Source organism: Paenibacillus sp. FSL M7-0896 (assembly GCF_037975415.1).
GTDB lineage: Bacteria > Bacillota > Bacilli > Paenibacillales > Paenibacillaceae > Paenibacillus_AQ > Paenibacillus_AQ silagei.
Map to the genome: position 1 here is coordinate 133885 of NZ_CP150250.1, position 19254 is coordinate 153138.

18 protein-coding genes are annotated in these 19254 nt (G+C 55.4%); 11 read left to right on the plus strand and 7 right to left on the minus strand.

Annotation, left to right across the window (positions count from 1 at the left end; all coding sequences use genetic code 11):
• Positions 1-191: 191 nt before the first annotated feature.
• Entirely contained in the window at positions 192-2186 is a 1995-nt protein-coding gene (locus MKY12_RS00580) for a methyl-accepting chemotaxis protein (protein ID WP_036732898.1), read from the plus strand.
• Between the two features lie 91 nt (positions 2187-2277).
• Here the strand turns inward: MKY12_RS00580 and MKY12_RS00585 are convergent, their stop codons facing one another.
• The 3 genes from MKY12_RS00585 to MKY12_RS00595 all read right to left on the minus strand — a co-directional run bounded on the left by MKY12_RS00585 (position 2278) and on the right by MKY12_RS00595 (position 4480).
• Positions 2278-3240: an L-lactate dehydrogenase gene (locus MKY12_RS00585; RefSeq protein WP_339312477.1), complete on the minus strand. Its 963-nt coding sequence runs from the start codon at positions 3238-3240 to the stop codon at positions 2278-2280.
• Between the two features lie 271 nt (positions 3241-3511).
• On the minus strand, positions 3512-4018 hold the full coding sequence (locus MKY12_RS00590; protein ID WP_036732774.1) for a cytochrome c biogenesis protein CcdC: 507 nt from the start codon (positions 4016-4018) through the stop codon (positions 3512-3514).
• Positions 4019-4219: 201 nt separating this feature from the next.
• Positions 4220-4480 carry a GlsB/YeaQ/YmgE family stress response membrane protein gene (locus tag MKY12_RS00595; protein ID WP_036732764.1) on the minus strand — a complete coding sequence of 87 codons (261 nt, stop codon included), beginning with the start codon at positions 4478-4480 and terminating at the stop codon, positions 4220-4222.
• A 257-nt stretch (positions 4481-4737) separates the two neighbouring features.
• Here MKY12_RS00595 and MKY12_RS00600 point away from each other — a divergent pair, with 257 nt between their 5' ends.
• Positions 4738-5790: a lactonase family protein gene (locus tag MKY12_RS00600; RefSeq protein ID WP_209877367.1), complete on the plus strand. Its 1053-nt coding sequence runs from the start codon at positions 4738-4740 to the stop codon at positions 5788-5790.
• Between the two features lie 116 nt (positions 5791-5906).
• Here MKY12_RS00600 and MKY12_RS00605 read toward each other — a convergent pair whose 3' ends face one another.
• A complete protein-coding gene (locus tag MKY12_RS00605) occupies positions 5907-8234 on the minus strand; it encodes an alpha/beta hydrolase (protein ID WP_339312479.1) in 2328 nt (775 codons plus the stop codon).
• 407 nt (positions 8235-8641) lie between these two features.
• Here MKY12_RS00605 and MKY12_RS00610 point away from each other — a divergent pair, with 407 nt between their 5' ends.
• From MKY12_RS00610 to MKY12_RS00625, 4 genes are all read left to right on the plus strand, one after another.
• Positions 8642-9763 (plus strand): sulfate ABC transporter substrate-binding protein, encoded by a 1122-nt coding sequence (locus MKY12_RS00610; protein ID WP_339312481.1) that lies wholly within the window; start codon positions 8642-8644, stop codon positions 9761-9763.
• Between the two features lie 99 nt (positions 9764-9862).
• A complete protein-coding gene (gene cysT / locus MKY12_RS00615) occupies positions 9863-10726 on the plus strand; it encodes a sulfate ABC transporter permease subunit CysT (protein WP_339312483.1) in 864 nt (287 codons plus the stop codon).
• Between the two features lie 241 nt (positions 10727-10967).
• The gene (cysW, locus tag MKY12_RS00620; protein WP_076083413.1) at positions 10968-11831 is read left to right on the plus strand and encodes a sulfate ABC transporter permease subunit CysW; all 864 of its coding nucleotides are present in this window, start codon (positions 10968-10970) and stop codon (positions 11829-11831) included.
• Positions 11832-11931: 100 nt separating this feature from the next.
• Positions 11932-12153 (plus strand): YezD family protein, encoded by a 222-nt coding sequence (locus MKY12_RS00625; RefSeq protein ID WP_036732753.1) that lies wholly within the window; start codon positions 11932-11934, stop codon positions 12151-12153.
• Between the two features lie 434 nt (positions 12154-12587).
• Here MKY12_RS00625 and MKY12_RS00630 read toward each other — a convergent pair whose 3' ends face one another.
• The gene (locus MKY12_RS00630) at positions 12588-13055 is read right to left on the minus strand and encodes a VOC family protein (protein WP_036732749.1); all 468 of its coding nucleotides are present in this window, start codon (positions 13053-13055) and stop codon (positions 12588-12590) included.
• 43 nt (positions 13056-13098) lie between these two features.
• The gene (locus MKY12_RS00635; RefSeq protein ID WP_036732747.1) at positions 13099-13407 is read right to left on the minus strand and encodes a hypothetical protein; all 309 of its coding nucleotides are present in this window, start codon (positions 13405-13407) and stop codon (positions 13099-13101) included.
• A gap of 249 nt (positions 13408-13656) precedes the next feature.
• Between MKY12_RS00635 and MKY12_RS00640 the strand changes: the two genes are divergently transcribed.
• From MKY12_RS00640 to MKY12_RS00655, 4 genes are all read left to right on the plus strand, one after another.
• Positions 13657-14070 (plus strand): GNAT family N-acetyltransferase, encoded by a 414-nt coding sequence (locus MKY12_RS00640; RefSeq protein WP_339312485.1) that lies wholly within the window; start codon positions 13657-13659, stop codon positions 14068-14070.
• 60 nt (positions 14071-14130) lie between these two features.
• Positions 14131-14763, plus strand: coding sequence for an NAD(P)H-binding protein (locus MKY12_RS00645; protein ID WP_339312487.1), 633 nt, complete (start codon positions 14131-14133; stop codon positions 14761-14763).
• A 456-nt stretch (positions 14764-15219) separates the two neighbouring features.
• Positions 15220-17133, plus strand: coding sequence for an NAD(P)H-hydrate dehydratase (locus MKY12_RS00650; RefSeq protein WP_339312489.1), 1914 nt, complete (start codon positions 15220-15222; stop codon positions 17131-17133).
• A gap of 333 nt (positions 17134-17466) precedes the next feature.
• The gene (locus MKY12_RS00655; protein ID WP_339312491.1) at positions 17467-17736 is read left to right on the plus strand and encodes a hypothetical protein; all 270 of its coding nucleotides are present in this window, start codon (positions 17467-17469) and stop codon (positions 17734-17736) included.
• 104 nt (positions 17737-17840) lie between these two features.
• Here the strand turns inward: MKY12_RS00655 and MKY12_RS00660 are convergent, their stop codons facing one another.
• Positions 17841-18296 carry a hypothetical protein gene (locus MKY12_RS00660; protein WP_339312492.1) on the minus strand — a complete coding sequence of 152 codons (456 nt, stop codon included), beginning with the start codon at positions 18294-18296 and terminating at the stop codon, positions 17841-17843.
• Between the two features lie 368 nt (positions 18297-18664).
• Here MKY12_RS00660 and MKY12_RS00665 point away from each other — a divergent pair, with 368 nt between their 5' ends.
• Positions 18665-19075 (plus strand): GNAT family N-acetyltransferase, encoded by a 411-nt coding sequence (locus MKY12_RS00665; protein WP_339312494.1) that lies wholly within the window; start codon positions 18665-18667, stop codon positions 19073-19075.
• Positions 19076-19254 lie beyond the last annotated feature (179 nt).

Genomic DNA, 19254 nt, shown 5'->3' on the forward strand with positions numbered 1-19254 from the left:
TAATTATGAAAAGTATAAGCCTTAATGATCCTAATTTTTGGGTCTTAAGGCTTATTTTTATTGTATGTATTATGTTTTTTGTCTATTTATGCCGATATATCAATATACATATTTACAGCATATGGAAGACCAGAATGGGTTTCTAGGGGGATTTTGCGGTGAATGAGGGAAGTGTACGGTCAAAATTGAAAATGAATGCAAAGAACGGAAAATCATTATCGCTGCAAAGCAAGTATTCGCTTGTTATTTTGGCAATTGCTATTGTACCTCTGCTCGGCGTCACGATTTTTTTCATGCAGTACTTCGGGGGTGTCACCAGAGACGATAGCGAGGAGCTCGCCCAGAATATTCTGGAGATGAACACTACACGCATCGTAGAGTGGCTGAATACGCGGACATCTGCGGTCCAGGAGCTGATTGCGCAGCATCCTGAATTCGATACCTCAAGACCCGATACTATTTTTCCTGTGGTCAAGGTACTCGAAGAGAGCGATACTCAGTCCGAAGGCTACAGCGTCATTAACAAGCAGGGCATTCTGGCCAATTCCCTTAAGCTTACGGCGGATGTGGGCCAATCGGCATATTTCCTGCAGGCCAAGGAGAGTCTTGCTCCGGCGGTAGCGGAGATGTCTTATCTGGAACAGCTCAGTAAATATATTATCCCGGTATTCGTTCCGGTCGTGGACAAGGACAAGCAGTTTGGCGGCGGTATCGCCTTCTCGGTGACACCGGACATTCTGATGGAGATGGGCAAAAACATCCACGTGGGCGATACCGGCTACGGATATGTGATCTCTGGCAAGGGTGATTATTACGCCTACTCCGAGACCGAGCGGATCGGCAAGAATATCGCGGATTACGCGAAGACCACAGAGATGAAGCAGGCCGTAGAGCATATTCTCGGCAAGGAAGCAGGCTCGGAAGTTTATAAGGGAGAGGACGGCAAGCAGGTGATTACCTATTTCCGTACCGTCCCGGGCACAGACTGGAAGCTGCTGATTACGGTTCCCAAAAGTGAGATTACCGCCAAAGTCACCTCAGCCCAGCGGATATCCACATTGTTCATTGCAATCATCATTCTGGCGGTCGTTGCCTTGGCCTTGTATCTGACCCGTCTGATTGTGAAGCCGATTGTGGCGATCTCCGGGGTGATGAAGAAAGTAGCGGACGGCTATCTCAGCGAACGGGTGACCGTGCGCTCGGGTGATGAGATCGGCCAGATGAGCCAGAGCATTAATGATATGATCGGATCATTGTCCGGCATTGTCGGCAAAATCGATGCTACCGTGGAGCAGGTTGCTGTCTCGGCAGAACGCGTGCTGAAATACGCCAGTCAGACCTCGAATACATCGGCAGAGATTGAGACGGTCGTCCAGGAGGTCGCGCATGGAATGGGCGAGCAGTTCAAAGGCTCGGAGCAGGCGGCCAGAGCTACGGAGGAGATGGCGATCGGGCTGCAGCGGATTGCGGAATCCTCGGTTAATGTGTCCGACCAGGCGGAGACAGTCAGCGCCGAGGTCGAGAACGGCTATGTGGAGATTCAATCCACACTTAAGCAGATGAATGTCATCAGCGGCGCTGCGGAGGAGACCTCGGCCCTGATCAGCAATCTGAGCGGGCAATCCGAACAAATTGGCCAGATTGTTGACGTAATCTCCGAAATCTCCAATCAGACGGGGCTGTTATCGCTCAATGCGTCGATTGAAGCGGCCAGAGCAGGCGAGCACGGGCGCGGGTTCGGCGTGGTGGCGAATGAAGTGAAGAAGCTGGCGGAGCGCACGAACAGCGCCATTGTGAACATTGTGGAGCTGATCCGTCAGATTCAGGAATCCACCAGAGCGGCTGAGGTCTCTATGGAGAAGAGCATTGCTGAGATCGGAGACGGGATGGGTAAAATGCAGAATGTAGGCACCTCCTTCGACCATATCCGCTCGTCCATCCGTGAGGTATCGGTTCAGATCCAGGACGTCTCTGCCGTCAACGAGCAGATGTCCGCCGGGACAGAAGAGATTACGGCCTCCATTTCCGACATGCTGATTATTGCCAGAGATTCTGCCGAGAGCGCCGAGATGGTGGCGGAGGCCTCCACCGAGCAGCGGAATCTGATGGGCCAGGTTGTCACCTCAGCCGAATCCCTCAACCAGCTGATGAGCGAATTGCGCAGCGAGATCGAGAAGTTTCAATAATATCAGGTAAAATCACCGCAAATACCCCTCTGCCCCACAGGTTACTGTGTGAAGCAGAGGGGTGTTTGCGGTATAGGCTGTGCTGTTAAGCTTAGTGCTGCTCCTCCAGCGTGAGGCTATCAATTCCCGCACGGATGATATTGCAGGAGTCGGTGAATTTAGCCATCTCTGTATCGCTGAGGTTCAGCTCCAGCAATTCCTGAATACCGCTGCTGCCGATAATGGCCGGAACTCCGGCGCATACGCCGCGTTGTCCGTATTCCCCGTCCAGGATGGCGGAGACGGCGATGATTTTGTGCTCGTCATTCAGAATGGAGCGGGTGATATAAGCGAGGGCACTGCCGATCCCGAAGTGAGTCGAGCCCTTGCGCGTAAAAATCTCCCAGCCGGCATCCTTCGTCTTGCGGGCGATATCCATAAGGTCCAGGCTGCTGAAGCGCTCGCGGTGCTGCTCCATAATCTGCAGAATCGGCTTGCCGCCGATGGTCACATGGGACCAGGCTACGAACTGCGACTCCCCGTGCTCGCCAAGGGCGTAGCCGTTAACGCTGCGCGGATCAATCGTGAACACCTCCGACAGCAGTGTTTTCAGCCGGGAAGAGTCGATGGAGGTGCCTGTGCCGATTACCCGGTGCCGCGGCAGGCCGGAGATCTGCCAGACCATATAAGTGACAATATCTACAGGGTTCGCAGCGACGACGAAGATCCCATCGAAGCCGCCTGCCATAATCTCGGTGATGATCTCCCGGGTAATTACAGCGGCGGCATCCAGTACATCCAGCCGGGTCTGCCCCGGCTTGGGATTGGCGCCTGCCGTCAGAATGACGACATCCATCCCCGCACAGTCACTGGCGGTGCCGGCATAGACCTTGGTGCGTGTTCCGGTGAAGTCCATGCAGTGCGAGAGATCAAGCGCTTGTGCCATGGCGCGGTCGTAGGTGCGGTCAATCATCATGATCTCATCGCATATGGCCTGATTCACCATGGAATAGGCAACGCTTGAGCCGACCATGCCGGAGCCGACGATTGCCACTTTTCTCGATTTACTTTTCAATTGCCCAGTCCCCACTCTCTACAAGTATGGTACTATTCTAACTGATCTCATCGCAAGTTACCTGACATCGCACCGAAAATGCCCGCTGCACCCGTCCGTTATTTGGCCATAATTCACATGAAAGGTTAGAGTATCAGGGTTCTTATGAATTATAATATGCAGCTGATGGGCATTTGGGAAGACAGAAGGAAAGGGTGTTCCCGGCAGTCCTCCCTAAGGCTGCCGGGGACACCCCCTTGTACATAATTATATAATCCATCCCGGCCTCACCCTAGACCCGGGGCTGCGGAATCTGCGGCTCGGCAGGCAGCATTCCGGTATAGTGCTTATACATGAACAGTCTCCAGTGGAGGATCATGCCGAAGGCCAGAATGAAGAATAATCCGCCGGACTGCGGAACAGAGACATACCGGTTGATGAACTCATGGAGCAGGGTGCGGACCAGCAGCAGTCCAAGCAGAATGAAGGCGAAGCTCTTGGAGCGCTGGGCATAGATCAGCCCTTCACGTTCTTCGAACCGCGTACTGCGGATTAGCGGGTAGGCAAAAATAAACCAGCCGACCAGGAAAGCCGCTACCGCCCACCACCAGGGGAAGCGCACTTCCGGTACGACGAACATGGCGAAGCCGGTGGACATGCCAAGCGGCGGAATCCATATTTTGCGGATGGTTACCGGGCGGGCGCTGGCCTTCATGCGGATAAAAATCACCATCAGCGCCATGAATACTGCTCCCAGCGTGGAGCCCACATGCAGAAGTGAGGGGTTGATGTTACCCATAATTCACGTTCCTCCTCTGTGATTTCGGTCACTATTTACTTCATTATAGCAGATAATGAACGGATTTCATTAATGATGCGCAGCCTGCCTCATGCGGGTGAGCTGCCTGAAGCACACAGCAAACCCGCCAGAGTCTAACCCCGGCGGGTCTGCTTGCTAAGTATAGTTCAGCAGCTTCAGGAAAGAATGCTGCCATAGGGCTTAAGAGCGGCTACGTCCGCCAACCGAACGCAGAATCAGGCTTACGATAAAGATCAGAACCACAGCACCGATCAGTGAAGGGAAGACATAGTAGTCGCTGATCTTAGGTCCCCAGCTTCCCAGCAGCATGCCGCCGAGCCATGAACCGAGAATACCAGCGATAATGTTGCCGATAATTCCGCCTGGAATGTCTCTACCCATAATCAACCCGGCCAGCCAACCAATTACGCCACCAACAATCAACATCCATAGTAAACTCATTAACTCTCAGCTCCTTTTGTGTTTGTTGTCTTCGATGGTTACTATTAACCTTATGCACAGCGTTTAAACCAGTGTTAAATTTTGCCGGCACACATTTATTTAGTATTCCAGTCTGTCCAAATTTATGCTGTTTAACCCTGATAACGCAGTGGGTACATAAAGATGTTATAGTGAATTTATGGTTCACCCGCTGAGTGAGTATAGGGGTGTACAGGGTATATAAGCTTATATACTATACAAACAAAGGAGCCGCTGCCATGCACCAGCCTAATGAAGTATTATTCTATATTGGAACGTACAACAGAGAGGAGAAAGAGGCCATCCTGCTCGGTGCGCTGGATAAGGAGACCGGAGAAATGAGAGTTATGGGCGGTACCCGGGGGATCCTGAATCCTTCCTATCTGGCGGTTAATGCGGCGCAGACGGTATTATATGCAGTGAGTGAGCAGGATGAGGGTGAGGTTCATGCCTACTCCATTGATCCCGGCAGCAAAGCGCTTCATCCGCTGGGCAGCAGAGTGACCGGGGGCGGCGCGCCCTGCTATGTCTCGGTGGCTCCGAAGGGAGATTACATAGCCGTGTCTAACTATACGGGAGGGAATGTCAATGTGTTCCCGCTGAAAGAGGACGGGTCATTACAGGAGATGTCCTCCCAGGTGAAGCATGAGGGCTCGGGAATCCGCAGCGACCGTCAGGATGCCCCCCATCCCCATTCCGTGATTCCGGACAAGACGGGTGATCATGTGCTGGTCTGTGATCTCGGTCTCGACCAGATCGTGTTCTATCGTGTGGAGGACGGGAAGCTGGTCACTCACCGGGAGGTAGAGCTTCCTCCAGGCTCAGGACCGCGCCATCTGGCGGTTCATCCTTCGCGGCAATGGATCTATTTGGTTAATGAACTGAACAATACGGTTACCGTGTTCGCCAATGATGAGCCTCAGGGCAATCTGAAGCTCCTGCAGAGTATCAGCAGTCTCCCGGAGCATTATACCGCCGGAAGTGATGATACGGCTGCAGATATCCATGTATCACCATGCGGACGCTACCTCTACGTATCCAACCGTGGGCATGACAGCATCGCACTGTTCCATATTGATAAGGCTACGGGTCTGCTGGAAGCGGAGGACTGGGTGACTTCCGGGGGACGGACACCGCGTAACTTCGCTCTGATCGGCGGCATGCTGCTCGCTGCTAACCAGAACAGCGGCAATATTGCCTCCTTCCGCATAGACAGTGAGACCGGACGGCTGATCCCTACCGGCAATGAGCTGGAAGTGCCGGCGCCTGTCTGCCTTGTAGCCCTGGATTAACCTGCACAACGACCCCTGTGCAGGAACAGCAAAGCCCCCTGTTAGCCGGAATAAGGCGACAGGGGGCAATTTGGGCTGTAGTTATTTTTTCTACAGATAAATAGAATGATGTCCGGTTAATACACTCCTGTCAGCGGGTCCTCCCGCTCATAGAAGCCGATGTCATCCAGCATAATCTTGTCTTCTGTCCCTTGCAGATAAAAGGTGATGTCCTTCAGACTATCCGGATCAAGCTCGGGCTCTTCCTCAAGGAACAGCTCGAAGGGCAGCTTGTACGTCTGGTAGACGGCTTCCGAGAGGTTGCCGAATTTGCCGTCACTGATCCGCTCCTCCAGCCATGGACTAAGCGTAAACTCAGTCTGCGGCAGCGGCAGAATATCCATCACTTCGTCCAGGGGAATTCTTGCAGAGGTGTCTTTACTGTCGGTCAGCTCCACCTCTACCTCCGGGGAGAGCTCTGCCTCCGGCAGCGGCTTGGAATCTCCATCCTCGTTAGGACCGGAATTATGGTTCGCCAGGGAGAAGGTCAGTCCCTCTACGGCAGGGGATTCCGCAAGCGTCTGAGTCAGCGTGTCGCTAAGCCTAATGCTGTAAGCGGCCTCGGCATCCGTATGCTCCTGATCCGGGCTGCTACTGCGCTCCAGCAGAATACCGTAAGAGGGCTTGTTGTTCCGTTCGCGGTCCTTCGCGGCCTCTTCGCTCCAGTGAAGCCCCGTAGTAGTAGAGACGGTCCCGCCTTGGACGGCGCCCCTGTTGCGGTCTTCATCATAGTCCGCCACCGTGATATAGGCCCCGCTCTGGAAGCGGTTATAGTAGGCGGTATCCGGCAGCCACCGGGCACCGCTGCGGTAATCGCGGAACAATTGCCGGTACTCGCTCCTCCCGTGCAGCGTGGTCTCCAGGAAGGCAGAGACATAGACCTTGGCGATTCTCCGCTGCTCCTCCCCGTCCATGATCCGGGAGCGCTTCAGGAACAGGCCGGTAGGCAGCGTCTGGTCATATAGCCCCCAGTCCGTATTGAACTGGCTGTGATTAGCGTCGGCAATATAGAGCGAGCTTTTGAAGCCAGGGGTATTGCCGGTGTAGGAAGAGCGCATATATTGACGATCCCCGTAGAAATCATGTACATCGCCGTCACGGGCGCCCTGGAGTGTCAGATAGCTCACATCGGTTAGACGGGCCTGCTTGCTGTCGATCATTTTATCCGTAGGTGCCAGGGCAATGACCGAAGTAATATGGAACTGCTGAATAGCGTCCAGAACCGGATCACTGCCGAACCAGCGTGCCGCATCCGCAGCCATGGCTACTGCCTGCCCGCCGCGGCTGTGGCCAAGCAGTGCAACAGAGTCATAATCAACCTTCTGGTAAAAGGGGGTGCCGGGCTGCTCCGCGAAGCTGCCGATCTGCTGCAGATGCTTCAGAATCATCCAGGTCCGCGCCTTGAAGTCGTTGTCCGGAATACCCGACCAGGCCGAATAATTCAGGAAATTCTCATCCAGGGTGACCGCGATGAAGCCCCGGCTGGCCAGTAATTCACCAAGATAGGCATAGCCGTCCTCGGAGAAGTCCTCCATCATATGGTTGCCATGGACCATGAGCACCAGCGGATAAGGCCCGTCCCCATCCGGCATCCACACTCTGGCATTCAGCGGGAGGGAAGCGGGATCGAACCCCCAGAACAGGGTCCGCAGCACGGGCCAGGAAGAGATATATTCGGTAGCATCCACGGAAGCAGAGGCTAGCAGGACATCCTTGCCATACGCCTTGCGCTGCAGATCCTTGCCGCTGCCGTAGGTGAAGGTGTGGAACTCATAGTCGCCCGGATGGGCGGGATCGTCCGCCGTTACGGGAAGCACCTGTCCGTCCGCCGCCAGACTCTGAAGCGAGGGTACAGGTACCGGGCTGCTTCCCGTCCCATAGCCATAGGCCAGTGCGAAGGGGGAGAGGAAGAGTGCCGCTGCCAGCAGACCACCGGTGAACATTCTCCGGGTCCGCAGCAGACCGGCCGCAAGTCCCCCTATCCCGCAGGCCAAGGCTGCGATACAGGCGACAACGGCTGCAGCTCCAAGCTCCAGATCGGAAAAATACAGGATCAGCAATACAGTCCCATAGGTACTGAGCAAAGAGCCTGCGAACAGATGCGGACAGCGGAGTCCGGTTAGGGAGAGCAGCACAGCCAGCAGATTGCCGGCCAGCGCCATAACTAGCGTCCCCGCGCCGGCTGCCAGCATAATATCCGCTGCGCTTCCGAGTCCGGTAGGAATACCCATAATAACTATAGAAAAAGCCAGAATGCATAGCGTCCACGGGCCGCTAAGCGCAGTCCTCCATAAAGTAGTATCATACCTGTACGTCTCCAGGATACGTCTGCCCAGTTCTCTGAATACACGCCTGTGCAGCCGCGGTCCCTGCGGCGCGGGACCATACTCCAAATCCATTCCCATGATTATTTCCCCCGGTGTAAGCGGCAATAATAGAAACTGTGATGCCGTTTCTATTTATATGAATTCGCTCTATTTTCGCTCAATAAGATGTAGCAATGATATTACTTTGGGGCAACAATAACAAGTGGGTCTTACAGGAACGGGCGCCACTTCCTGCCCCGGGTCCAGCAATCGCCGTCTTTCATTCAAAGTGAAAAAAAGGTTTGACAGCGCGGGAAGCGTTCAGTATTATATCTGTATAACCTACTAAATGGGTAGGAATAATCGAATAAGTTCTTACCGTACAGACGGAGGAACGCCTGCTTCAGGCTCGCAGATACGTGTCTACAAGACCGGTTTGACTTGCCGCAAGCGGGCTTTCCTGCGTCTATTGCTTGTTACAAGACTATTATGGGGGAGTGGTTGGGATGACAAAAGGGATCAAGAAGGGGCTTCTCGCCGGGGTTGCATTGATATTGACGGCAGGGCTTACGGCTTGCGGGAACAGTAATGCAGGGAATAGTGCGGGTGCAGGAACAGCGGCCCCGGCAGCAACAGAAGCGGCTGCGAATGCATCTTCAGCACCGGAAGCCACCCAGACACAGGCCAAAGATCCGGTGGAGCTGCTGAATGTATCCTACGATCCGACGCGTGAGCTGTATGAGAACTATAACAAAGCCTTCGCCGCCTACTGGGAGCAGGAGACCGGCCAGAAGGTAACTGTTAAGCAATCGCATGGCGGATCGGGCAAGCAGAGCCGGGCTGTACTGGATGGCCTGGAGGCGGATGTCGTTACGCTGGCGCTCGGGTATGACATTGATGCGCTTCAGGAGGCCGGCTTGATTGGCGCGGACTGGCAGAGTAAATATGAGCATAACAGCTCCCCATATACCTCCACCATCGTCTTCCTGGTCCGCAAAGGCAACCCGAAGGGCATCAAGGATTGGCCGGATCTGCTGAAGGACGGCGTAGAGGTCATCACCCCTAACCCCAAGACCTCCGGCGGTGCCCGCTGGAACTACCTGGCTGCCTGGGGCTATGCGCTGGACCACAATAATAATGATGAAGCCAAGGCTCAGGAATTCGTGCAAAAGCTGTTCAAGAATGTACCGGTCCTGGATACCGGAGCACGCGGCTCAACCACTACCTTCGTGGAACGCGGCATCGGAGATGTGTTGATCGCCTGGGAGAATGAGGCTTATCTGTCCATCAAGGAGCTGGGTCCGGATAAATTCGAGATTGTGAATCCGTCAGAGAGTATTCTGGCTGAGCCGCCGGTTGCTGTGGTGGATAAGGTCGTCGATAAAAGAGGAACGCGCGAGGTAGCAGATGCCTATCTGAAATATCTCTACACCGAGGAAGGCCAGAAGATCGCTGCCGAGAACTATTACCGTCCGACACTGGATAGCGTAAAGGCCGAGTTTAAGGATCAATTCCCGGAGATCAAGCTGTTCACCCTGGCGGATAAATTCGGAACCTGGAAGGAGACACAGGCGAAGCACTTCAATGACGGTGGGATTTTCGACAAAATCTACGTACCGGGCAGCTGACAGCGGAGTTCGTGAACGATGATGCAGAAGCGGCAAGACCATACTGACAGGCGGAATTCCGCCAGAGGCTGATCGGCCATATGCCGAAGGCAGGAAAGGATGAATGGGCAGATGAATGTCACGACCAAAGCTGCTGCAAGGACGGTGTCACGGCGCAGGCTGCTGCCGGGGTTCGGGATTACGATGGGATTCAGCGTGCTGTATCTGAGTCTTGTGGTCCTGCTGCCGCTGTCCGCGCTGCTCTTTAATTCAACGGGGCTGAGCTGGGCGAAATTCTGGGATGTGGCTACGGATGCCCGCGTCCTGGCCTCCTACCGTGTCAGTCTGAGTACGGCGGGCGCTGCGGCCCTGATCAATGTTGGTCTGGGACTGCTGCTGGCCTGGGTGCTGGTGCGGTATGAATTCCCCGGCAAAAGAATCTTCGATGCCCTGATCGACCTGCCGTTCGCGCTCCCTACAGCCGTGGCGGGCGTATCGCTGACCGCCCTCTATTCCCAGAACGGCTGGGTCGGCTCCCTGCTGACGCCGCTGGGCTTCAAGGTAGCCTTCACACCGCTGGGCATCACGCTGGCGCTGATGTTCATCAGCATTCCCTTTGTCGTCCGTACGGTGCAGCCGGTGCTGGAGGATCTGGACAGGGACATGGAGGAAGCCGCTGCTACGCTGGGGGCAGGCCGCGGGCGTACCTTCCTGCGGATTGTCCTGCCCGAGCTGCTCCCGCCGCTGCTTACGGGCTTCGCCCTGGCGTTCGCCCGGGGCATCGGCGAGTACGGCTCTGTCGTGTTCATCTCAGGCAATATGCCGATGCGCACAGAGATCGCCCCGCTGCTGATCATGTCCAAGCTGGAGCAGTTCGATTACGCCGGAGCCACCGCTGTGGCCCTGATTCTGCTGCTGCTCTCCTTCCTGATGCTGCTGGTCATTAACAGCCTTCAGCATTGGGCGCGGAGGAGCTCGCGATAAGAGAGAACGGGTATGCTTCATAAAACTTAAGGATATGCTTTCGAAGCGAGTTTTATTGCGAAGTTAATCGGGGAGCGTATGCTTCATAAAACTTAAGCTTAAGCTTCCGAAGCGAGTTTTATTGCGAAGTTAATCGGGGAGCGTATGCTTCATAAAACTTAAGCTTATGCTTCCGAAGCGAGTTTTATTGCGAAGTTAATCGGGAAGCGTATGCTTCATAAAACTTTTAGGAGGAATAAATATGGCCGGTACGGTTCCCCTGCATGTCCCCGGGCCGCGTACAGGTGCGTCATCGCCTTCTACGACGGAGTCACAAGCGGTGAAATGGGTGCTCATCTCCCTGGCGGGACTGGTCCTGCTCTGGCTGATTGCGCTGCCGCTGATTATTGTGCTGGTGGAGTCGCTGAAGCGGGGGCTGGATGTCTACTGGGCCGCATTGACCGACCCGGATGCCGCCTCGGCGCTGAAGCTGACGCTGCTGGTCGCCGCCATTACGGTTCCGCTGAATACGGTCTTTGGGGTAACGGCGGCGTGGGCGGTAACCAAGTTCCGTTTTCGCGGCAAGGGCTTTCTGGTGACGCTGATCGATCTGCCTTTTGCCGTATCACCGGTGATTGGCGGGCTGATCTTCATTCTGGTGTTCGGCTCGCACGGCTGGTTCGGCCCCTGGTTAAGCGACCATGATATCAAAATCGTCTTCGCCCTGCCGGGCATCGTGCTGGCTACGCTGTTTATCACGTTCCCGTTCGTCGCCCGCGAGCTGATTCCCCTGATGGAGGAGCAGGGCACACAGGAGGAGGAGGCTGCCATTACGCTCGGTGCGCACGGGTGGCAGATCTTCTGGCGCGTAACGCTGCCGAATATTAAGTGGGGCCTGCTCTATGGCATTATTCTCTGTAATGCACGGGCCATGGGTGAGTTCGGGGCCGTCTCGGTGGTGTCCGGGCATATTCGCGGGGAGACGAATACGTTGCCGCTGCATGTCGAAATTTTGTACAACGAATATCAGTTCTCGGCATCCTTCGCGGTGGCTTCTCTGCTGCTCCTGCTGGCACTGGTGACGATGGTTGTAAAAAGCCTGCTTGTACGCAAAAATGCTCATTGACAGCTATTGGGTGCCGTGCTAAGTTAATTCATAGTATACAAGTTGGTAATAACGGAATTTAGGCAGAGTTATTCCCTAACCGGGAAAGGGAGGCTTGCGAATGGCTAAACCACTGAAGGTGGATGAGGTATGGCTTGCGCGGATAACGGAACTGCTCGACGATATGGAATTCGGCTCCCTGCACATCGTAGTGCATGAAGGCCAAATCGTACAGATGGAGCGCACGGAGCGCAAACGTTTCGAGAACAGCACAGCAAATTCACGTGGTAGTGGAGAGACCGGAAGCCGGCGGACCGATACCCGTGCAGGGGGACGAGGATAATACAGAAAGACCTTCCATTGGGCAACCAATGGAAGGTCTTTCTTGTGGTATAGGAAATTATGATTTTCTTCTGTTGTGAATAAGTGGCGCGCAGGCGTGTGGCTCAAATGTATGCGGAAAACAGCATACATTCGGTGCTCACATGCGGACGCGTGGCCCGAATGTATGCGGAAAACAGCATACATTGTGCTCACATGCAGACTCGTGGCCCGAATGTATGCGGAAAACAGCATACATTATGCTCACATGCAGACGCGTGGCCCGAATGTATGCGGAAAACAGTATACATTATGCTCACATGCAGGCGTGTGGCCCGAATGTATGCGGAAAACAGCATACATTGTGCTCACATGCGGACGCGTGGCCCGAATGCATGCGGAAAACAGTATACATGTCGGTTTCCCTGTAGGTTCCTCTCAGCATGGCTGCTGGAACTAATCGCTGGACTTCCTGCACAGCTCCTCCCACTCCTCAAAAGACAGCTTGCTTGTGATCGTCTTCAACCCCTGAGGGACTTCGATATGACACATCAGCTCCAGAGAGTTGCCGTCCGGATCATTGAAGTAAACCGAGGCATTGCCTTGATGGGGGCGGATAAAAGGCTCAACCGTGCTTCTGCTGCCGAAAGGAACAGGGTCAATCTGTAGGGAACGCAGCCAGGCGAGCGATTGCTTCAGGTCCTCATAAGTGACTTCGAAGGCAATATGCCTCAGGGAAGGGTGATAAGGGGTCTGAACCTCCGGCCCTTCCCATAATCCAATCCAGCTCCGCCCCTCTGTAATCCAGAAGAACGCGGTGTCCTCATCACGCCAGGCGAATTTCAGTCCCAGCCTTTTATAGAATTCAATAGATGCTTCCAGATTAGAAACGGGTAAATGGGCTTCGTATAATCCTTTAATCATAATTAGTAAGGTACTCCTTGTTCATTGATTAATGTGCTTACTGTCAGTAACGTGGATTGCGCCGTGATCCGCTTAGCCCTTCTACGAGCAGAATAATAGCGGTAATGGCATGCATCACCCAGCCGACAAAAGGAATCAAGGCAACCACCGAGGTGACCACGCCCACTGCATTCCCGATAATCGGACCGCGCTCTCTCAGCAGAATGATTATGGCTACAGCATGCAGCAGAAAAGCGATTCCTAGCGGCGCCCAGGCATTTGCCACCACAAAGCTTCCCCCGATAATCGGCAGCGCCAGAAAAGCCTCATAAGCGAAAGTTCCCCATTTAAACAGTTTCCCTGTAGGAGACATAATTACTTCACCAACCTTCCAAAATAGTAGTGTTGCTTGTCTATCCACAGTTTACCCAAGGACACGGGGTAAGAATAACCTGCCCGTCTGCAGAGTGCAAGAGCTGTGTTTTGAGTTATTGTACGCCGGAGGAGGCGGGGCGTTTCAATTTTGAACAAATACATATATATTGGTATCAGTATAGCAGGCGGGTTATGCTTGCAGATTGCAGGAAACAGGATACTGGATAAAAGATACAGGAGGAACGATATGATAAATTCAGCACAGCCGGAGATCCGGCAGGAGCTTCCCTCCGTTGAGGATTATTTGGCGCTGCGGCAGGAAGCCGGGCTTAGTCCGATGAGCATAGAGGGGGCTTCCGCCGGACTGCCTAACTCTGCTTTTGCGGTGACGGTGTATGCGGGGGAGCTGCTGGTGGGCATGGGCAGGGTAATTGGGGACGGGGGATGTTTTTTTCAAGTGACGGATATAGCAGTGAAGCCTTCCTTCCAGGGACGGGGTCTCGGAAAAACCATCATGGGGGAAATCCGCACATTCCTGGACAGTGTACCGGAGAAGGCATATATCAGTCTCATTGCTGACGGGGAAGCGGCCAAGCTGTATGCCAAATTCGGGTTCGAGCCGGTAATGCCTGCTTCACAGGGAATGTTTCTGCGGCGATAAATCGTGTGAATTCGTGCAATGCTAAAGGATAGCAGATTAGGAAAGTGAGGCAGCGGGAGAATGGATATTGTAGTGTTTGGAGCATCGGGCAGGGTTGGAAGTGCCATTGTACAGGAAGCGTTAAAAAGAAAACATGAGGTCACGGCTGCGGTACGCAGACCTGAAGCCTTCGGCCTTCAGCATGAGCGGCTTCAGGTGACGGCTGCTGATCTGCTGGACCCGGCCTCGGTAACGGCAGCCGTGCGCGGGCATGAGGAGGTAATCAGTGCTTTCGGTCCGGCGGCAGGGCATGAGAATGATCTGCTGCGGGTGGCGGATTCATTGCTGGAGGGGCTGCAGGCGGCTGGGCTTGAGCGTCTGATCATTGTCGGCGGAGCAGGCAGCCTCAAGACGGAATCGGGAGAATGGCTGATGGACACCGCCGGATTCCCGGAGGACTACCGCGCGCTGGCTTCGGCTCATGCTAATGCCTATGAGATCTATAGAGGGTCGGAGCTGGATTATACGTATCTTAGTCCGCCTGCCGCTCTGGTAGACGGGCGCCGTACCGGCCAATTCCGCATCGGCCTCGACCGGCTGATTGTAGACGAAGATGGCCGGAGCAGCATCAGCATCCAGGATTTTGCCGTGGCGGTCATCGATGAGCTGGAGGAAGGCAATTTCAGCAGAGCCAGGTTTACTGTAGGATATTGATGGGGGTATACGCGGAGGCGGAAGGTGAAAAGGCAGAGGAAAGGCAGAGGTAGAGTCAGCGGCAGGTTTAATCGCACTTTGTACAACTAAAACGCCTGATTTTCCACCGATTATCCGTTTAGTTGCAGTCTGTACATTTAAAAATGCCGCTGTGCCGGGATTCTCCCCAATTGGGCAGATTTAGTTGTACAAACTACAGTTAGAAGAGGCCAGCCTTGCTTTTGAGTGTTTTTAGGTGTATGGAATGCAACTATGGATCCAAGTATGCTTATCTGATCCTCAAGACTAAGCAGTTGGGATCATTACCTATCTAACATAGAAGTCCTCTTCGTAGCGGGAGGGCTTTTTGCTGTTCTGGGGGCTTGTTGCTCATTGGCCGCCATGAGCTATCTGGTTATTTGCTTGCTGAAACGGGACTTAGTACAATCGAAGCAACTATGAAGGAGGTCTGGACCAATGGATGTGGTGACAGCGGAGGAGATGCGGGCATTCGACCGCGACACGATCGAGCGGCTGGGCATCCCGGCCATCGCCCTGATGGAAAATGCGGGACGGGCCATTGCCGAGGAGGTCATCGCCCTATGCCGCCGCCGGGCAAGTGAAGCTGGCGTGCCTGGTGGCGGGATGTGGGGGGCTGGAGCGGGAGCGGCTGGAGGTGGAGTGAAGCGGGATGGAGCGGGTACGGCTGGAGGTGGAGTGTGGAGTAGTGAAGCGGGAGTGCCAGGTAGCGAATTGGGGAGGGACGGAGCAGGTGTAGTTGGTGGTGAAGCCCGGCATGTTGGGGCAGGCACGGCTCGAGGTAGAGTGCAGGGTAGTGAAGAGGGAGTGCTGGGTAGCAGAATGCAGTGGAACGGGGCAGGCGTGGCTGGGGCTGGGGCGAGCAGGGGCGACGCGGGCGCCTTAAGCGGGCGCGGTACGTCAGGCTTCGGCGCTGACGCTGCGGGCTTCTCCGTCAGCGGAGATGCGGCGCTGACGCTTGCCGGTGCCGGCGGAGAGCATTGGCTAGTCCTCGCCGGTAAGGGCAACAACGGCGGCGATGGCCTCGTCGCCGCCAGGCACCTGCGTGAGGCCGGCATCGCCGTCACGCTGGTGTACGCGGCCGCGCCGGAGTCGCTGGCCGGCGAAGCCGCGCTGCAGCGTGATGCCGCTGCAGCTATGGGCATTCCTGCCGTAGTCTACGGCAGAGACGCCCTGGACCTTGCCGCATGCAGCGGCATCGTGGATGCGCTGCTCGGCACAGGCAGCGCGGGAGCCCCGCGCGGTGCCTATGCGGAGCTGATTGCCGCTGCGAACGCCAGCGGCAGAGCCATTGTGTCCGCGGACATCCCCAGCGGGCTGGATGCGGACACGGGGGAGACGCATGAGCCCTGCATTCATGCGTCAGTGACCGTCTGCCTCGCGTTCCTGAAGCGGGGGCTGCTGCAATATCCCGGCGCTGGGGCTGCCGGGCGGGTCGTGGTCCGCTCCATCGGCATACCCGCTGCCCTTGCCCGGGAGGGCGGCGTCCAGGTCAGCCTCCTGACGCCGGAAGTACTGACGGCGCGCCTGAAGGTTGACCTGGCGCGCCGCCGTTCGCCCGAGGGCCACAAGGGCACCTACGGGCATGTCCTGCTGGCAGCAGGAAGCCTGCGCATGAGCGGCGCAGGCCTGTTGTCTGCCCGCGCTGCACTGCGCGCAGGCTGCGGGCTGGTAACCTGGGCGCTGCCGGAGAAGCTGCTGCCCCATGTGATCGGTTCTGTACCGGAGCTGATGCTGGCCCCGGTCACCGGAGGTGACGGGGAGTGGAATGCAGGTACGGCCGCTGAAGTGCTGCGGCTGAGTACCAGCCGCGATTGTACAGCCATCGGCCCCGGCCTGGGCCGGTTCGAAGGAGACACGGAGTGGCTCCGCAGACTATGGGAGGAGGCGGACGGTCCTATGGTTATCGATGCGGATGCGCTGAATATACTGGCTGATGCCGATTACAGGAGCTGGAGCCGCCGCCATCCGGTTATTCTGACCCCTCATCCGGGGGAGATGGCCCGTCTGGCGGGGATATCTACAGCGGAGGTGCAGCGGGACCGGATCGGAATAGCATTGTCCTACGCAGTTCAGCATGGGGTAATCCTTGTGCTCAAAGGCGCACATACCGTAATAGCAACGCCCGAAGGGCAGGCCTATATCAATATCACCGGGCATCCCGGTATGGGTACCGGCGGTGCGGGCGATGTGCTGACAGGCATCATCTCCGGTCTGCTGGCCCAGGGCCTGGAGGCGGATCAGGCCGCCGCGTTCGGAGTCTATCTACACGGGCTGGCCGGAGAACGTGCTGCCCGGAAGCGGGACCATCCTGCTGCCCTGATCGCCGGGGATATTATCGAGGCGCTGTAAGTGTAAGCACCGGGGTTGATGTCTCCAACCAACAGCGCCAGCCCTCCGTCAACATTTCATTAACAAGTTCAAGCTCTTGCTTGCTCTGGCGCACGGGCTGCTTGGAGTTCAAAGTCTATGTTAGTCTGCTGTCTGCTTTAGCGGATAACAGGTGGATTTTGTCCACCTGCTGATGAGCGGATGAGTTCTGGCGGGACGTTAGTTGGATAAACGGCACTTAATTTAGCACATTTCACCCCAGGCGACAAAACTAACTTTATTAGTTGGAGATTTTCCACTTGCCTGCCTGTAAACGGCAGAAACGGATGAAATAAGACACATTTCTCCAATTTTTTGCTTCGGGCATCCTACTTGAGCGCGATGCACCGGACGATAAGAGTTAACGCAATGTGCCAGCGCGAGGTCATCAGCCCCAATGTAATCGAAAAACCGACCACATTGGGCCTGACGGAGACGTATGGTCCCAATATAGTCAAAAAACCGACCATATTTGGGCGTGACGGAGACGTGTGGTCCAAATATAGTCGAAAAACCGACCACATTGGACCTGACGGAGACGTATGGTCCAAATATAATCGAAAAACCGAACACAATGTGCCGTGAGAAGGGTTTGCGGTTTCCGAATACTGATCCCATCCAGCCCGGTATCCAGCCTTACCCGCCATCCCGGCCCTCCCCAATGCTCCGCCCTGCCTGAACCCGCCAGGTCAGAACAAGACCAGACAGACCAGCGGAATGAACAGAGCGAAGAAGGGAAGCAGGATCGGGAAGCGTTCGCCCGCGATCTGGGCGATGCGGAACAGCAGCAGGACTGCGAGTCCGGTAAGGCCGGAGACAAGGGAGTCGCCGCCCTGCTCCGCAGCGAGCCACAGGCCGGCGCCATAGCCGGCAATGGCGTACAGGGCCAGCGCCGGGCTGAGCGAGGTGGAGCGGAAGATGCGCAGCAGCGCATCGGCCAGGATGGCAGCCGGCAGGCCGTAGGCGTAGATGGCATAAGGCACCGATACCGGCCAGCCGGACGGAATTCCGTTCTCATAGCCATGGATCAGCATGAACAGGGAGATCAGGATGAAGGTCAATCCGGCGGCCGACAGCTTGGTCAGAGCGTACATGCCCGCATTCAGGCGGACAGAAGGCAGGTTGAAATCCTTGTGTTGATTCATCGCTATACATCCTCTCGGGTTGGGAATGAACAAGGCCGGCGTGACCGGCTGAAGCCTGGACATAGATCAACTGGTAACGGTCCTGGTGCTGAGGGGGAAAGCGACAGGCTGCACATGACAGACCGTCTTTTCAAAATATAAGAAACTTATAGGTTTCACACGATAACTTATCCTTCTATTTCTCGCTGAAACGGTACCGTCCTTTCAAAGGACGGCAAAGCTGTTTCCACTTGCCATAATAAGGATACACGGGGTTCATCGGGGTTACTCCTCCTTGCTGGCTCATCTCTTCCGTATATGGGTATGCATGCGCCCAGAAAAGCGTGCGGCGTGAAGTGGAGTCATTAACTTAGAAATGGGGAGAATGCATGATATATAGAGCAATGACAGGGGACGATTACGAAGCGGCTTACCGGTTGTGGGAGAATACGGACGGAATGGGTCTCAGTGAAGCCGACTCGCGTGAAAATATCATCCGTTATCTGGAGCGGAATCCGGGCATCAGCCAAGTGTGCGTGAAGGAGGACGGCACCCTAATGGGCACCGCGATGTGCGGGCATGACGGACGCAGAGGCTACATGTACCATGTGGCTGTCGACAGCAGCAGCCGGGGAAGCGGTACAGGCCGTGAGCTGGTGAGGCGTTGCCTTGCGGGACTGCGCGAAGCAGGCATAACGAAGTGCCATCTCATGGTGATCGAAGATAATGCCATGGGCCGAAGCTTCTGGACCCGTATCGGCTGGCAGGAGCGGGAGGGCTTGGTGCTTTTCTCGAAATAGAATGTATAGACTTCACGCTATACATTCTCCTTCTATTTCTCGCTGAAACGGTACCGTCCTTTGTAAGGACGGCAAAGCCGTTTCCACTCGCAGAGCAGCGAATAATAGGTCACAATTCATGTAATAGTGTAGCTTTGGTGCGGACGCAGTATAATATATAGGTGCTGTACAATGAGCGG

What these genes read in the sequence shown, in the direction of transcription:
- MKY12_RS00580 (WP_036732898.1), top strand. Translation starts at nt 192, where the DNA reads ATGAATGCAAAGAACGGAAAATCATTATCGCTGCAAAGCAAGTATTCG.
- MKY12_RS00590 (WP_036732774.1), bottom strand. Translation starts at nt 4,018, where the DNA reads ATGGGTAACATCAACCCCTCACTTCTGCATGTGGGCTCCACGCTGGGA.
- MKY12_RS00595 (WP_036732764.1), bottom strand. Translation starts at nt 4,480, where the DNA reads ATGAGTTTACTATGGATGTTGATTGTTGGTGGCGTAATTGGTTGGCTG.
- MKY12_RS00600 (WP_209877367.1), top strand. Translation starts at nt 4,738, where the DNA reads ATGCACCAGCCTAATGAAGTATTATTCTATATTGGAACGTACAACAGA.
- MKY12_RS00605 (WP_339312479.1), bottom strand. Translation starts at nt 8,234, where the DNA reads ATGGGAATGGATTTGGAGTATGGTCCCGCGCCGCAGGGACCGCGGCTG.
- MKY12_RS00610 (WP_339312481.1), top strand. Translation starts at nt 8,642, where the DNA reads ATGACAAAAGGGATCAAGAAGGGGCTTCTCGCCGGGGTTGCATTGATA.
- cysT (WP_339312483.1), top strand. Translation starts at nt 9,863, where the DNA reads ATGAATGGGCAGATGAATGTCACGACCAAAGCTGCTGCAAGGACGGTG.
- cysW (WP_076083413.1), top strand. Translation starts at nt 10,968, where the DNA reads ATGGCCGGTACGGTTCCCCTGCATGTCCCCGGGCCGCGTACAGGTGCG.
- MKY12_RS00625 (WP_036732753.1), top strand. Translation starts at nt 11,932, where the DNA reads ATGGCTAAACCACTGAAGGTGGATGAGGTATGGCTTGCGCGGATAACG.
- MKY12_RS00630 (WP_036732749.1), bottom strand. Translation starts at nt 13,055, where the DNA reads ATGATTAAAGGATTATACGAAGCCCATTTACCCGTTTCTAATCTGGAA.
- MKY12_RS00635 (WP_036732747.1), bottom strand. Translation starts at nt 13,407, where the DNA reads ATGTCTCCTACAGGGAAACTGTTTAAATGGGGAACTTTCGCTTATGAG.
- MKY12_RS00640 (WP_339312485.1), top strand. Translation starts at nt 13,657, where the DNA reads ATGATAAATTCAGCACAGCCGGAGATCCGGCAGGAGCTTCCCTCCGTT.
- MKY12_RS00645 (WP_339312487.1), top strand. Translation starts at nt 14,131, where the DNA reads ATGGATATTGTAGTGTTTGGAGCATCGGGCAGGGTTGGAAGTGCCATT.
- MKY12_RS00650 (WP_339312489.1), top strand. Translation starts at nt 15,220, where the DNA reads ATGGATGTGGTGACAGCGGAGGAGATGCGGGCATTCGACCGCGACACG.
- MKY12_RS00660 (WP_339312492.1), bottom strand. Translation starts at nt 18,296, where the DNA reads ATGAATCAACACAAGGATTTCAACCTGCCTTCTGTCCGCCTGAATGCG.
- MKY12_RS00665 (WP_339312494.1), top strand. Translation starts at nt 18,665, where the DNA reads ATGATATATAGAGCAATGACAGGGGACGATTACGAAGCGGCTTACCGG.